Origin of the sequence: Aeromonas sp. FDAARGOS 1416, assembly GCF_019048085.1 — a bacterium.
Lineage (GTDB): Bacteria > Pseudomonadota > Gammaproteobacteria > Enterobacterales > Aeromonadaceae > Aeromonas > Aeromonas veronii.
The window spans coordinates 1,432,828-1,448,436 of sequence record NZ_CP077301.1; the positions used below are offsets into that span (position 1 = coordinate 1,432,828).

The following is a 15,609-nucleotide window of genomic DNA, read 5'->3' on the forward strand; positions in this document are numbered from 1 at the left end:
TGGAAGATGGTTTTTACGCAACACAAGATAACAAAAAGCCTCGAGGAGTCGAGGCTTTTTGCTGTGTAATCACGTGTTTATCACATGTTACAACGTTACGGGCGAACCTTATTTGGCAGACTGTTGATGAGACAGGCTGTAAACGTAGGAGGCCAGCAGGTGAACCTTGTCCTCACCCAGAATGTCTTTCCAGGCTGGCATCACGCCGTGACGACCGTGGGTGATGGTTTGTACCACCACTTCGCGGGAGCCACCGTAGAGCCAGGTGTTGTTGGTCAGATCTGGCGCACCGACGGCAATACCACCCTTGGCATCGGCCCCGTGGCAAGCTGCGCAGATAGCGAAGCGTGCTTCACCTTTCTTCGCTTCCACCAGGTCAACCTTGCGACCGGAGAGGCTCAGCACATAGGAGGCCACTTCCTGAACGCCATCTTTGCCGAGGATTTCACCCCAGGCAGCCATGATCCCCTGACGACCGCCCATGATGGTGGTCTTGATTTGATCAGGCTGGCCGCCCCATTGCCATTCGCTGTCGGTCAGGTTCGGGAAGCCGCGGCCACCACGGGCATCGGAGCCGTGGCACTGGGAGCAGTTCTGCAGGAACAGACGCTGACCCACTTTCAGGGCTTCCGGATCCTTGGCGATCTCGGTGATGGCACGATAGGTTTTGCCATCCGCTTCATAGGTGAGTTCACGGAACTTGGCGCCGTAGATCTCGTCAGCCTTGGCGACCTCGCGGTCATACTCCACCGCGCGACCTTCGGCCTTGGCCGATTCTGTTGCAGCCTTGGACTCGGCCAGCGAGCGCACGTCCTGGTTGGAACTTTGCCAGCCCAGCAGGCCTTTGAAGTTGCCAAGCCCCGGGAAGGCGATCAGATAGACCAGACCGGTGACGATGAAGAAGAGGAACATGTAGGTCCACCACTTCGGCAGCGGGTTGTTGATCTCCTCGATGCCATCGAAGGAGTGACCCATCGATTTGCCTTCTTCAACACCCATTTTGTCCTTGCGGCACCACATCAACAGCAAGAAGCAGCCGAGGATGGTTCCCAGACTGATGACAGTCACAAAAATGCTAAACAGAGTGCTCATTATTGTTTCGCTCCTGCGTTCTTTTTATCAGCACCGGGTTGCTCATCATCGGCAAAAACCAGATTGGCAGCCTCGTCGAAAGAGGTCTTGCGGCGTTTGCTGTAGGCCCAGACGATGATGCCAATCATGATGGCCATCAACAGCAGGGTATACAGACCGCGAAATGTGCCGTAGTCCATTTTCGCCTCCTTATTTCAGGGCATGACCCAGTGATTGCAGATAGGCCACCAGCGCATCCAGCTCGGTTTTGCCCTTGACGGCTTCGCCCGCACCCTGAATATCGGCATCGGTATAGGGCACACCGAAGTGATCGCGGAACAGCGCCAGCTTCTTGGCCGTCATCTCACCGGTCAGCACATTGGTATCAAGCCATGGGTAGGCGGGCATGTTGGATTCCGGTACCACATCGCGCGGGTTGATCAGGTGAACCTTGTGCCACTCATCGGAGTAACGGCCACCGACACGGGCCAGATCCGGACCAGTACGCTTGGAGCCCCACAGGAAGGGGTGCTCCCAGACGCTCTCACCGGCGACCGAGTAGTGACCGTAACGCTCGGTTTCGGCACGGAACGGACGGATCATCTGGCTGTGGCAGTTGGTGCAGCCTTCGCGAATGAAGATGTCGCGCCCTTCCATCTGCAGAGCGGTGTAGGGCTTGAGGCCCTCCACCGGCTCGGTGGTTTGCTTTTGGAAGAACAGCGGGGTGATTTCAACCAGGCCCCCCAGACTGATGGCAAAGATGATGCCGACCACCAGCATGGGAACGCTTTTTTCAAATATTTCGTGACGGTTATTGTTGCTCATGGGTTGACCTCTTCAATCATGCTGGCTGGGCGACAGGTTCCAGAGAACCTTTGGGCGCAGTGATGGTGCGATAGGCGTTGTAAGCCATCAGCAACATGCCGGTGACGAAGAAGCAGCCACCCAGGAAGCGCACGAAATAGAAGGGATAGGATGCCTGCAGGGCTTCAACGAAGCTGTAGGTCAGGGTGCCGTCTTCGTTGACTGCACGCCACATCAAGCCCTGCATCACGCCGGAAATCCACATGGCAACGATGTAGAGCACGGTGCCCACGGTCGCCAGCCAGAAGTGAACGTTGATCAGCTTGACGCTGTACATCCGGCCCTGGCCGAACAGGTTCGGGATCAGATGGTAAACCGCACCGATGGAGACCATGGCAACCCAGCCCAGCGCACCGGAGTGCACGTGACCAACGGTCCAGTCGGTGTAGTGGGAGAGGGCGTTGACGGTTTTGATCGCCATCATCGGGCCTTCGAAGGTCGACATGCCGTAGAAAGAGAGGGAGACGATCAGGAAGCGCAGGATAGGGTCATAACGCAGTTTGTGCCAGGCACCGGAGAGAGTCATGATGCCGTTGATCATACCGCCCCAGGAGGGGACAAACAGGATCAGGGACATCACCATGCCCAGTGACTGAGCCCAGTCAGGTAGTGCGGTGTAGTGCAGGTGGTGCGGACCTGCCCAGATATAGAGGGAGATCAACGCCCAGAAGTGCACGATGGAGAGGCGATAGGAGTAAACCGGACGACCGGCCTGCTTGGGCACGAAGTAGTACATCATCCCCAGGAAGCCGGCGGTCAGCAGGAAGCCTACCGCGTTGTGGCCATACCACCACTGCACCATGGCGTCCATGGCGCCGGAGTACATGGAGTAGGACTTCATGCCGGAGAGCGGCACTTCCATGTTGTTGACAATGTGCAGCACCGCAACGGTGATGATGAAGGCACCGAAGAACCAGTTCGCCACATAGATATGGGAGGTGGTGCGCTTCATCAGGGTGCCGAAGAAGACGATGGCATAGGCGACCCATACCACAGTGATGGCGATATCAATCGGCCACTCCAGCTCGGCATACTCTTTGGCGGAGGTGAAACCCAGCGGCAGAGAGATGGCGGCAGAGAGGATGATTGCTTGCCAGCCCCAGAAGACGAAGGTTGCCAGCGGGCCACCAAACAGTCTGGTTTGACAGGTGCGCTGCACCACGTAGAAGGAGGTGGCCATCAGTGCACTGACGCCGAAGGCGAAGATCACTGCATTGGTATGGAGGGGCCGCAGACGACTGTAAGTCAGCCACGGGGTCTCGAAGTTGAGGGCAGGCCAGATCAACTGGGCTGCGATCAGTACGCCAACCGACATGCCGACAATTCCCCAGACAATCGTCATGACGGTAAACTGGCGAACAACGGTGTAGTTGTACTCAGGATGGTTAGTTGTATGGCTCATCGTTATATTCCGCTTCCGATGCTGCTGTTGTTTGGTTTTGTATCCGGAGGACCGGACTGGCTTCATCAGCCACCGCCGACCAGTTGTTAACATCTGTTAACGAAAGGAAAAGCAAAAGATGGCTAAATGAAAACTGCATGGGAATGATACTGAAGTGACAGGTAAAATAACAGTATAAACAGTGATATATTTGGCTCCGTCCGGTCTCGATATGGCAGTTTTTTACCTTGTTCGAGATCACAAAAAACTATTTTAATTGCATCTTAATCGGGCTGTTTTTGATGAAAGAGAGACTTACCGCACGTAAAGTTTTGCACCTCGTACTGGTATTGGCGCTGTTATTGGCGCTGATGGTCTATCGCACCTGGTTTTCGGCCGATAACAGCGTCTCTGCTGACCAGAAAAAAGATCAGATTTGTGATCTTTCCCACACCCCTTGCAGCGCGCTGATTGGTGACAAGCCGCTGACGGTCGCCATCAAGGAATTACCGCTGCGCGCCGAACATGACTTTGCCATCGCTATTACCGGCGGCGATCCGGCCATCAAACCGGTGAAAGCGACACTCGAAGGAAAAGATATGTTTATGGGCACCATTCCGGTGAACTTTGAAGAAATAGACGGACTGTGGCAGGGGGTGACCCAGGTGGGGAGCTGTACCTCACCCGTCATGATCTGGTTGTTAAATATCGAGTGGAGTAATGGTCAACGCCAGCAATTGGCGCTTTCCGTTGCCCGGGAATAACGGCGCAAGGAGCGGGGAGTGGAAAAAATATTTGAAATTTCCCGGCCAGGCGTTACCTTCCCCAAACCATCAGGGAGTGAAGTTCATTTAATCATGATTGAAAAACAACCGTTTTATCGCACCCTCAACCAGCAGGCCAAGGCGCTGCTGGAGGGGGAAACCGATCTGATTGCCAATCTGGCCAACCTCTCCGCACTGCTTAATCAGGAGCTGGCGGAGATCAACTGGGTCGGTTTTTATCTGTTGCAGGGCGAGACCCTGGTATTGGGGCCATTTCAGGGCAAACCGGCCTGCGTGCGGATCCCGGTCGGCCGCGGGGTGTGTGGTACGGCAGTAGCAGAGGGGAGAACCCAGCTCATTGACGATGTTCACCAGTTCGATGGTCACATCGCTTGTGATGGCGCGAGCAACTCGGAAATCGTGATCCCGGTGCGTCGTGGTGGCGAGATCATCGGGGTACTCGATATCGACAGTCCGATTTTTAACCGTTTCGACCAGCAAGACCGGATTGGCCTCGAAGAAACGGTGCAAATTTTGGAAAGCATGCTCTAAGTCATTGCTAGATGGTTCGCAAAAGGCCCCAAGCTCTCTATAATGGGGCCTTTGTTGTGCTCGGGACGTGCCCGTGCGTTTATATGAAAGCCAAGGTTATACATGGAAAACACTGAGAAGCTGAAGAACAGTAAAGAGATCGTTGCCTACCTGGTCGAGAAATTCCCGGCCTGCTTCGTTGCTGAAGGAGAGGCCAAGCCGCTCAAGATTGGCATCTTCCAGGATTTGGCCGAGCGTCTTGCTGACGATGCCAGAGTCTCCAAGACCATGCTGCGTTCCGCACTGCGTCAATACACCTCCAGCTGGCGCTACCTGCACGGTCTTAAAGCTGGCCAGGCTCGCGTTGATCTGGATGGCAACCCGGGCGAGCTGCTGACCGAAGAGCACATCGAGCACGCCAAGCAAGCTCTGAAAGAGAGCAAAGAGCGTGTATTCGCCAGCCGTCGTACCAATACCAAAGAGAAGGATGAGAAGGCCAAGAAGCCCCGTCGTCCTGCTGTGCGCAAAACCGAGAAAGCTGATGTAGCTGCCAAGCCGAAAGCTGCCGCCAAGGCACCGGTCGCTGACGCTCCGCTGGTTAAAGTGGATGCCGCTACGCTGAAAGTGGGCCAGGATGTGCGCGTCGTTATGGGTAAATTCCCGGTTCCGGCAACCATCAAGGAAGTAACCAAGGACGATGTACAGGTCCAACTGCAGACCGGCATGATGGTGCGGGTCAAATCAGAGCACTTGGTTCTCTAAGGAGACAAATGTTGAAGCATGGCGTAATTCGTTTTTCCCTCGTTGCCTGTAGCCTGGCGCTTGCCGGGCTTGCACAGGCCATCGAGCCGGTGCTCAAGGAGAGTGATTTGCCTGTGTTGGCTCAAGAGAGCCAACATGCTACGGCCAGCAAGCGAATTACCAATCTGTTTACCCGCTCGCACTACAAACAGTTCAAGCTGGACGATGCCTTTTCCTCCGTGATTTTCGATAAATATCTGGAGAATCTGGACTACAGCCGCAACCTGTTTTTGGCCTCTGATATCAGCCGTTTTGAAAAGTACCGTAACGGTTTTGACACCGACCTCGAAAGAGGCCGTCTGGCTCCCGCCTACGAGATGTTCAACCTGAGTCAGCAGCGGCGTTATGAGCGGTTCGAATACGCCCTCAAACTGCTTGATACTCCTTTCGATTTTACCCAGACCGACAACTATGTGTTTGATCGGGAAGGGGCGGCTTGGCCCAAAGATGAAGCAGAGCTCAACGAGCTGTGGCGTCAGCGGGTCAAGTTCGATGCCCTGAGTCTCAAGCTCAGCGGCAAGGAGTGGCCCGAGATCAAGGAGCTGCTTGGCAAGCGTTACAACAACGCCATCAAGCGGATGTCCCAGACCGAGAGTGAGGATGTCTTCCAGCTCTTCATGAACTCCTTCGCTCGCGCCATCGAACCGCACACCAGTTACCTCTCACCGCGCAGTGCCGATCGTTTCAACACCGAGATGAACCTCTCGCTCGAGGGGATTGGTGCCGTGTTGCAGGCGGAAGATGACTTTACCGTCATCCGTTCTTTGGTGCCCGGTGGCCCGGCTGCCAAATCCAACCACCTCAAACCCGATGACAAGATCACCGGGGTAGGGCAGGAAGATGGCAAGATTGTCGATGTGATCGGCTGGCGTCTTGATGACGTGGTCGAGCTCATCAAGGGGCCCAAGGGGAGCAAGGTCAAGCTGGAGATCCAGCGCGGCAAGGGCGCAACTGCCAAGACCGAGCAGATCGAGCTGACCCGCGACAAGGTGCGCCTTGAAGACCGGGCTGCCAAGTCCAAGGTGATTAACGCCGAAGGCAAGAAAATTGGCGTCATCGAGATCCCGAGTTTTTACGTCAATCTGCACGACGACGTGATCAAGGAGCTCTCCAGCCTGAACAAGAAGAAGATCGATGGCTTGATCATTGATCTGCGCGGTAACGGCGGCGGCGCCCTGACTGAAGCTTCCGCCCTCAGCGGTCTCTTCTTTGCCAGCGGTCCCGTGGTGCAAATTCGTGATCACATGGGCCGTATCACGGTCAATGGCGATGACGATGGCAACGTCTACTACGGCGGCCCGATGTCGGTGATGATCGACCGCTACAGTGCCTCGGCCTCCGAGATCTTCGCTGCCGCCATGCAGGATTATGGCCGCGCGTTGATTCTGGGTGAAAACTCGTTCGGCAAGGGGACGGTGCAGCAGCATCGCAGTCTCGCCAAGGTCTATGACTTCTACGAGCAGCCGCTCGGTCACGTGCAGTACACCATCGCCAAGTTCTACCGGATCGACGGTGGCAGCACCCAGAACAAGGGCGTTGCGCCGGATATCAGCTTCCCGACACCGGTTGCTCCGGAAGAGACGGGCGAAAGCCGTGAGTTCAATGCGTTGCCGTGGGACAAGATTGCCTCCGCCAACTACGAGAAACTCGGCAACTTCGCCAGTGTACTGCCCAAGTTGCAGGCAGCGCACGACACCCGGATCGCCAAGGATCCCGAGTTTGCCTATGTGATGCAGGACATCGCCGACTACAAGGAGGAGAAAGACAAGAAGTCGGTCTCCCTCAACGAGGCGGAGCGTGTTGCAGAGCAGGCGAAACAGGATGAGAAAGCGCTCAAACGTACCAACGAGCGTCTGGCACGTCTTGGCAAGCCGGCGGTGAAGAGTCTGGATGAACTGCCCGCTGATTTTGAAGCGCCCGATGAGTATCTCATCGAAGCGGCCAATATCACGGCAGATCTGGCCAAGGTCAGCAAACGCAGCTGACAAAGCGACCTCCAATGCACAAGGGCGACTGCGGTCGCCCTTTCTTTTTTTCTGGCATATCTGACGTAATGCAAATTGTTTGACCCCGCCAGTTGGTTGTGACAGCCTCTTTCTCGCCTTTAACAAGCGTGGAAGCAGACAATAATGACCGATCACTCCCAGGCCATGACGGCCAAATATCGCCAGGATTATCAGGCGCCGCTCTACTGGATCGACACCATCGACCTCGATTTCCAACTGCAGGAGCCGCTGACCCAGGTCACCGCCATCACCCGCATTCGTCGCAACGGCGAGCACAATGCGCCGCTCGTCCTCGATGGTGAGCAGCTGACTCTCAAGAGCGTTGCCATCGATGGCATTCCCTGTGACCACTACGAGCAAGGCGAGAGCAGTCTGACCCTGTTCAACCTGCCGGCCGAATGTGTGCTGACCATTGTCACCCTGCTGGATCCGACTGCCAACACCGCGCTGGAAGGGCTTTACAAGTCTGGCGATGCCTACTGCACCCAGTGTGAAGCGGAGGGCTTTCGCCGCATCACCTATTATCTGGACCGCCCCGACATTCTGGCGCGCTACAGCACCCGCATTACCGCCGACAAAGCCCAGTTCCCCTTCCTGCTCTCCAATGGCAACAAGGTCGACAGCGGTGATCTGGATGGCGGCCGTCACTTCGTGCAGTGGCAGGATCCTTTCCCCAAACCCAGCTACCTGTTTGCGCTGGTGGCCGGTGATTTCGATGTGGAGCGCAGCCACTACACCACCAAGAGCGGCCGCAAGGTTGCCCTCGAGATCTTCGTCGACAAGGGCAACCTCGATCGCGCCGGTTTTGCCATGGAGAGCCTCATCAACTCCATGCGCTGGGACGAACAGCGTTTCGGTCTCGAGTATGATCTCGACATCTACATGATCGTCGCAGTGGACTTCTTCAACATGGGCGCCATGGAGAACAAGGGGCTCAACATCTTCAACTCCAAGTTCGTGCTGGCCAATCCGGCCACCGCCACCGACAGCGACTACCACGGTATCGAACGGGTGATCGGTCACGAATATTTCCACAACTGGACCGGCAACCGTGTCACCTGTCGTGACTGGTTCCAGCTCAGCCTGAAAGAGGGGCTGACGGTATTCCGGGATCAGGAGTTCTCCTCCGATCTCGGCTCCCGCGGCGTCAACCGCATCAACAACGTGCGTACCATGCGCGGCCCGCAGTTTGCCGAAGATGCCGGCCCCATGGCACACCCGATCCGCCCGGATGTGGTGATCGAGATGAACAACTTCTACACCCTGACCGTCTATGAGAAGGGGTCGGAAGTGATCCGCATGATGCACACCCTGCTGGGGGAAGATGCCTTCCAGGCTGGTATGCGCCTCTACTTCGAACGTCACGACGGCTCGGCCGCCACCTGCGATGATTTCGTGCAGGCGATGGAGGATGCTTCCGGTGTGGATCTCGGTCGTTTCCGTCGCTGGTACAGCCAGTCCGGCACCCCCGAGCTGACCGTTACCGACGAGTACGATGCCGCCAGCGGTATCTATCGCCTCCATGTGAGCCAGCACACCCCGCCGACTCAGGATCAACCGCAAAAGCTGCCGCTGCATATCCCTCTCGACATCGAGCTTTATGACGAGCAGGGTGCCGTCATTGCGCTGCAGTATCAGGGCAAGGCCATCGGCAACGTGCTCGATGTGCTGGAAGCGGAGCAGACCTTCGTATTCGATCGGGTGCTGGTTAAGCCGGTTCCCTCCCTGCTGCGAGACTTCTCCGCGCCGGTCAAGCTGCACTATGACTACAGCGACGAAGCGCTCGCCTTCCTGATGCGCTTTGCCCGCAACGAGTTTGCCCGCTGGGATGCGGCCCAGATGCTGATCAATAAAGCGGTCATCGATGGGGTGGCACGGGTCCAGTACGGGCAGGGGGTTGAGCTCTCCCAACCCCTGCTGGCCGCCTTCGTCGCCATTCTGGACGACAGCGATCTCGATTTGGCCCTCAAGGCGGAGATCCTGGCGCTGCCCGGTGAAGCGACCCTGACCGAGCTGTTCGAGGTGGCCGATATCGATGCCATCCATCAGGTGCGCGACGCGATCCACACCCGTCTTGCCGAGGCCTTTGGTGCGCGCTTGGCGGCAACCTATCAGAGCCTGCGTCTGAATGGTTATCAGGTGGTGCATGCCGACATGGCCAAACGGGCCCTCAAAGGGGTCGTGCTCGGCTATCTGGCGGCGCTGGATGCAGAGCATGCCGATGCGCTGGTGCGCGAGCAGTATGCAACTGCCGACAACATGACCGACACCCTGGCGGCGTTGCAGGTGGCCAACGGCTATCTGTTGCCATGCCGCGCTGCGCTGCTGGCCGATTTTGAAGGCAAGTGGGCCAAGGATGGACTGGTGCTGGACAACTGGCTGCGGCTGATTGGCAGCAAACCGGCTGCCGATGTGCTGAGTGAAGTGAAACAGGCGATGAGTCACCCCACTTTCAGCATTCGCAATCCGAACCGGCTGCGGGCGCTGATCGGCAGCTTCGCCATGAGCAATCAGGTGCAGTTCCATGCGGTGGATGGCAGCGGGTACCGCTTCCTGACCGATCTGCTGATCGAGCTCAACGAGGTCAATCCTCAGGTGGCCTCCCGCCTTATCACTCCGCTTATCCAGTTCAAGCGATTGGATGAGGCGCGCAAGGCTCTGATCCGCGCCGAGCTGACCCGTCTTGCCAACCTTGAGGGGCTGGCTCGGGATCTGTTCGAGAAGGTCAGCAAGGCGCTGCAGCAGTAAGTATCGACGGGGCAGGGGCGTGAATGCGCCTGCCCCTATTGTGTGATTTGTCGTGTGATCAGGAGCAAGCGTGAAGCAGTTTACTTTTCGGCTCTCATTGAATAGCGATGAGGTGATGCTGATGTATCAGGGCCATGCCAGACGGCTGGTGGTGCGCAGCGAACAGGGATTGACCCTGGAGCTTGGCATAGAAAAAATACGCCCCTTTGTCGCCATCAATGGTGTGCATGGCTATTTTCGGCTCAAAACCCAGGACGATTACCGCTTTATCAGTCTCGAACGCATAAATTAACAAAAATAGAACAGATTACCGACTGTTTATCTGCTTTGCGTCACTATCTATCCGGTAAACTGGCACAAAGGTAGTGGGAATTTCTGTATTTTTGGTTATTTGTAAAATTTCTCACAGTTTAAGCCGTGATCTGCACCTTGTTTTTAACATCTCGTTAGCACCTTTCCTCGCCTTCCCTTAGCCAAGCCATTACACTTCGCAACAACTCTGCACCAGCGGGTAACCAGGGTGGTTGCCTCTGCGTCGGTGGTTAATGTCGTCCGATAAGGAATATAAAAATGGCATTGAAAGACGCCCCTACCTCAGTTCTGCTCGAAAACGTTCTCAGCCTGATCCATCAGAAGTTGCCCAAAAACAGTGCCTCTCTGGTCGAGCGCTTCGTTGCCAAGTTCTACGGCAACATGGCGAGCTCCGATCTGCACGATCGCAATGACAGCGATCTCTATGGCGCGGCCCTGAGCCTGTGGAATGCCCTCAATCAGCGCAGCGGTACCGATCCCTACATCCGGGTCTACAATCCCGAGCTGACCCGTCACGGCTGGCAATCGCCCCATACCATCGTCGAGGTGATCCTGCAGGACTCGCCCTTCCTGGTGGACTCCATCCGGATGGCGCTCAAGCGGCTCAATATCACTGCCCACATGATGCTGCATCAACCGCTGCACCTCATTCGTGGTGCGGATGGCAAGATTGACGCCATTCTGGCGCTCGACAACACCGACGGGCAGACCTCGGTTGAAACGGCATTCCTTATCGAGATCGATCACCTCACCAGCGAGGAGCAGATGGCCGCGCTGGCTACCGAGCTCAACTCGGTGGCTGGTGAAGTAGCGCTGGCAGTCGGCGACTGGCAACCGATGCTGGCCAAGCTCAATGAGATCATCGACGAACTGCCCAAGCGCAAGCACCCGGTTAGCAAGGAGGAGGTGGCCTCCTGCGTTGCTTTCCTCAAATGGGTAGCTGCCCACAACTTTACCCTGATGGGCTATCGTCGTTACGATGTCAAGGCGGTGGAGGGGGATCACGAGATCCTGCCGCAGGCGAGTTCCAGCCTTGGGCTGATGAAGAACTCCATCAAGGAGGTGGGCCAGCGCCTTGGCAACATGCCGGCCAGTGCCCGTCACGCCGCCCTGAGTTCTGACCTGCTGATCCTCACCAAATCCAACAGCAAGTCCCGGGTGCACCGTCCGGCTTATGTGGATTACATCGGCATCAAGCGCTTTGACGAGCATGGCAAGGTGATCGGGGAAGATCGCTTCATCGGTCTCTACGCCTCTTCCATCTACAACACCAGCGCGACCCAGATCCCGCTCATCAGCCATCGTCTCGAACGCATCATGGCCGCCTCCGGTCACGAGAAGGGCTCCCACGCCTACAAGGCGCTGCTCAACGTGCTGGAAACCTATCCCCGTGACGAGCTGATCCAGGCCCGTGAAGAGGAACTACTGGCTACCGGCCTTGGCGTACTGGAGATGCAGGAGCGGGACATGCTGCGGCTGTTCGTGCGCCGGGATGTCTATGGTCGTTTCTTCTCCTGCATGGTCTATGTCACCAAGGAGCGCTACAACACGGCGCTGCGGATCAAGACCCAGCAAATTTTGCAGAAATATTTTGGCAGCAATGAAGAGGTGGAGTTCAACGTCTACTTCACCGAAGGCGTGCTGGCGCGGACCCACTACATAGTACGGGTCAACAACAACAACGTGGATGTGGATGTGAACGAAGTACAGAACAACCTGATTGAAGCGGCCCGCAGCTGGGACGACAGACTCGACTCCGTGCTGCTTTCCCACTATGGCGAGGCCCGTGGCAACGAGCTGCGCCGCCGTTTCAGCACCGCCTTCCCCCGTGCTTACAAGGAAGATGTGCTGCCGGGCTCTGCCGTGGCCGACATCATGGCGCTCGATAACCTGAGTGAAGCCGAGCCGCTGGGCATGCTGTTTTACCGCGCGCAGGAGGAGGAGAACGATCGTCGGGTACGGCTCAAGCTGTTCCATCGCACCGAACCCATTCACCTCTCAGACGTGCTGCCGATGCTGGAGAACATGGGACTGCGGGTGATCGGCGAGACCCCGTATCAGGTACGCACTCCGGGGGGCGATCTGTTCTGGATCCTCGACTTCTCCATGCTGCTTCACGGCGAGCAGCCCTTTGATCTGGCCCAGAGTCAGCAGCGCTTCCAGCAGGCGTTTGCCGCCATCTGGAACAAGCAGCTGGAAGATGATGGCTTCAACCGGCTGGTATTGGGGGCGGGTCTCACCGGCCGTCAGGTCTCGGTGCTGCGCGCCTATGCTAAATACATGCGCCAGACCGGCGTCTCCTTCAGCCAGTCCTATATCGAAGAGACCCTGACCCGTTACCCTGATATCGCCCAGCTGCTGTTTACCCTGTTCGAGCAGCGTCTCGACCCCGCAGGCAAACAGGACGCCAAGGCAGAAGCCAAGTTGCACGAGGAGCTTGCCGCCAAGCTGGATCAGGTGGCCAACCTGGACGACGATCGCATCATTCGCCGCTATGTGGAGATGATCGACGCTACCCTGCGCACCAACTACTACCAGCTGGACAAGGCGGGCAACATCAAGCCCTACATCTCCTTCAAACTGGCTCCCTCCAGCATCACCGACATGCCGCTGCCGCTGCCGAAATTCGAGATCTTCGTCTATTCACCGCGAGTGGAAGGGGTACATCTGCGCTGGGGCAAGGTAGCCCGTGGCGGCCTGCGCTGGTCAGATCGCAAAGAGGACTTCCGCACCGAAGTGCTGGGTCTGGTGAAAGCCCAGCAGGTGAAGAACACCGTCATCGTGCCGGTGGGGGCCAAGGGCGGTTTCTACTGCAAACAGATGCCGGTGGGGGCACCCCGTGCCGTCATCCAGGAGGAGGGCAAGGCCTGTTATCGTCTGTTTATTCGCGGTCTGCTCGATGTGACTGATAACATCATCGGCGGCGAGGTGATTCCGCCCAAATCCGTGGTGCGTCACGATGAGGATGACTACTACCTGGTGGTCGCCGCCGACAAGGGCACGGCGACCTTCTCCGACATCGCCAACGACATAAGCCTCGAATACGGTCACTGGCTCGGTGATGCGTTCGCCTCCGGCGGCTCGGTCGGTTACGACCACAAGAAGATGGGCATCACCGCCCGCGGCGCCTGGGAGTCGGTCAAACGGCATTTTCGTGAAATTGGCGTAAACTGCCAGACCACCGATTTTACCTGCGTCGGGATTGGCGACATGGCCGGCGACGTGTTCGGCAATGGCATGCTGCTCTCCGAGCACACCCGGCTGGTGGGCGCGTTCAACCACATGCACATCTTCGTCGACCCGACCCCGGATGCGGCCAAGAGTTTTGTCGAGCGCCAGCGTCTGTTCGATCTGCCGGGCTCCAGCTGGGATGACTACAACCGCGAGCTGATATCACAAGGGGGCGGCATCTTCCTGCGCTCGGCCAAGTCCATCAAGCTGAGCCCGGAAATGCAGACCCTGCTCGGTACCGACAAGGCCAGCATGGCGCCGAACGAGCTGATCAAGGCACTGCTCTGCCTCAATGTCGATCTGCTGTGGAACGGCGGCATCGGCACCTACGTGAAGAGCGCTCGCGAGAGCGATGGGGAAGTGGGCGATCGCAGCAATGACGCACTGCGGGTCAATGGCCGCGATCTGCGGGCCCGTATTGTGGGTGAGGGAGGCAACCTCGGTTTTACCCAGCTTGGCCGGGTGGAGTACGCCAGTCAGGGCGGTCGCATCAATACCGATTTTACCGACAACGTGGGCGGGGTGGATTGCTCTGATAACGAGGTGAACATCAAGATCCTGCTGAACCAGTTGGTGGCGGCAGGGGAGCTGACCCTCAAGCAACGTAACCAGATGCTGTATGAGATGACCGACGACGTGGCGCAGATCGTGATCACCAACGCCTATCGCCAGTCCCAGTCCATCTCGGTCACCAGCTTCCGCGGCTCTGAACAACTGAAAGAGCAGCAGCGCTTTATTCAGGGACTGGAGCGGGAAGGCAAGCTGGACCGTACGCTCGAGTTCCTGCCATCCGATGAGGAGCTTTCCGAGCGGATGGCGGCAGGGCAGGGACTGACCCGCCCCGAACTGGCGGTGCTGGTGGCTTACGGCAAGATGGTGCTGAAAGAGCAACTCAATTGCCCGGAAGTGACCGACGAACCGTTCCTGGCCAACATGCTTGTCACCAGCTTCCCGGCCAAGGTGCAGCAGCAGTTTGGTGCCCAGCTGGCCGATCACCCGCTACGCGGCGAGATCATCGCTACCCGGGTGGCCAACATGCTGGTTAACGACATGGGGCTCAACTTCGCCAGCCGGATGAAGGACGAGACCGGTGCCTCGGTCGCCGAAGTGGCCTGCTGCTTTGCCATGGCCCGCGAAGTGTTTGGTATGAACCAGCTGTGGCGTGATATCGAAGGGTGCGACAACCTGGTGGATGCCCAGACTCAGCTCGAGCTGATGTTCTACAGCCGCCGCATTGTACGCCGCGCCACCCGCTGGTTCCTGCGCGCCCGCAATCGCAGCTGGAGCATCAGCGAGAACATCGCCTTCTTCCGTCCGGCGTTCGAGACCTTAGGGAAGCACCTTTACGAGGTAATGGATGAGAGCGAAGTAGCCGAGCATCGTCAGGCTGTTGCCAAGTGGATGGAGAAACAGGTGCCGGAGGCCATTGCCCGTCAGGTCGCCCATATGAGCAGCCTCTTCTCCAGCCTGGATCTGGCGCAAATTGCCGCGGAGCACAAGACCGATATCCTGCGTGCCGCCAATGTCTACTATCGCCTCGGGGCCAAACTGGATCTGCACTGGTTCCTCGACCAGATCAACCATCAGCCGGTCGGCAACCACTGGCAGGCGATGGCGCGAGCCTCCTTCCGCGAAGATCTGGACTGGCAGCAACGCAGTCTCACTTCTGTGGTACTGGAAGGGTGCAAAGATCAGGGAGAATGCGCTACCATACTGGCCGACTGGATTTCGGAGCATGAGCAACTCTTGTCCCGTTGGACCCACATGTTGGCCGACTTCAAGACCACCAGTACCCACGAGTTCGCCAAGTTCTCGGTGGCCTTGCGAGAGTTGAACCTGCTCCAGTTGAATTGTCGGGCACTTTAATTGCCAGATTAAGGCATGACACCGACATTACACC

The 15,609-nt window shown here is 57.3% G+C and carries 11 protein-coding genes; 7 read left to right on the forward strand and 4 right to left on the reverse strand.

Annotated features, from left to right (window positions below; genetic code table 11):
* Window positions 1-108: 108 nt before the first annotated feature.
* From ccoP to ccoN, 4 genes are read right to left on the reverse strand one after another with little or no spacing between them, the layout of a single operon-like run.
* The gene (ccoP, locus tag I6L46_RS06330; RefSeq protein ID WP_005351929.1) at window positions 109-1,092 is read right to left on the reverse strand and encodes a cytochrome-c oxidase, cbb3-type subunit III; all 984 of its coding nucleotides are present in this window, start codon (window positions 1,090-1,092) and stop codon (window positions 109-111) included.
* Window positions 1,092-1,271, reverse strand: coding sequence for a CcoQ/FixQ family Cbb3-type cytochrome c oxidase assembly chaperone (locus I6L46_RS06335; RefSeq protein WP_005336620.1), 180 nt, complete (start codon window positions 1,269-1,271; stop codon window positions 1,092-1,094). The genes ccoP and I6L46_RS06335 overlap by 1 nt, the downstream gene beginning before the upstream one ends.
* 10 nt (window positions 1,272-1,281) lie before the next feature.
* The gene (gene ccoO, locus I6L46_RS06340) at window positions 1,282-1,896 is read right to left on the reverse strand and encodes a cytochrome-c oxidase, cbb3-type subunit II (RefSeq protein ID WP_005336618.1); all 615 of its coding nucleotides are present in this window, start codon (window positions 1,894-1,896) and stop codon (window positions 1,282-1,284) included.
* A gap of 16 nt (window positions 1,897-1,912) precedes the next feature.
* Window positions 1,913-3,337 (reverse strand): cytochrome-c oxidase, cbb3-type subunit I, encoded by a 1,425-nt coding sequence (gene ccoN / locus I6L46_RS06345; protein WP_005360548.1) that lies wholly within the window; start codon window positions 3,335-3,337, stop codon window positions 1,913-1,915.
* 281 nt (window positions 3,338-3,618) lie between these two features.
* Between ccoN and I6L46_RS06350 the strand changes: the two genes are divergently transcribed.
* The 7 genes from I6L46_RS06350 (at window position 3,619) to I6L46_RS06380 (ending at window position 15,575) form a co-directional block, all read left to right on the forward strand.
* Window positions 3,619-4,080, forward strand: coding sequence for a hypothetical protein (locus I6L46_RS06350; protein ID WP_113739597.1), 462 nt, complete (start codon window positions 3,619-3,621; stop codon window positions 4,078-4,080).
* Between the two features lie 93 nt (window positions 4,081-4,173).
* Complete coding sequence (locus I6L46_RS06355; protein ID WP_005360536.1) at window positions 4,174-4,632, forward strand: GAF domain-containing protein; 459 nt, start codon at window positions 4,174-4,176, stop codon at window positions 4,630-4,632.
* Between the two features lie 102 nt (window positions 4,633-4,734).
* A complete protein-coding gene (gene proQ / locus I6L46_RS06360) occupies window positions 4,735-5,373 on the forward strand; it encodes an RNA chaperone ProQ (RefSeq protein WP_005351923.1) in 639 nt (212 codons plus the stop codon).
* A gap of 8 nt (window positions 5,374-5,381) precedes the next feature.
* Window positions 5,382-7,397, forward strand: a complete 2,016-nt coding sequence (gene prc / locus I6L46_RS06365) for a carboxy terminal-processing peptidase (RefSeq protein WP_139408162.1) — start codon at window positions 5,382-5,384, stop codon at window positions 7,395-7,397.
* Between the two features lie 144 nt (window positions 7,398-7,541).
* Entirely contained in the window at window positions 7,542-10,166 is a 2,625-nt protein-coding gene (pepN, locus tag I6L46_RS06370; protein WP_216977671.1) for an aminopeptidase N, read from the forward strand.
* Window positions 10,167-10,236: 70 nt separating this feature from the next.
* A complete protein-coding gene (locus I6L46_RS06375; protein ID WP_005351919.1) occupies window positions 10,237-10,458 on the forward strand; it encodes a DUF2835 family protein in 222 nt (73 codons plus the stop codon).
* A gap of 278 nt (window positions 10,459-10,736) precedes the next feature.
* Window positions 10,737-15,575: an NAD-glutamate dehydrogenase gene (locus I6L46_RS06380; RefSeq protein WP_216977672.1), complete on the forward strand. Its 4,839-nt coding sequence runs from the start codon at window positions 10,737-10,739 to the stop codon at window positions 15,573-15,575.
* The last annotated feature ends 34 nt before the right edge of the window (window positions 15,576-15,609 follow it).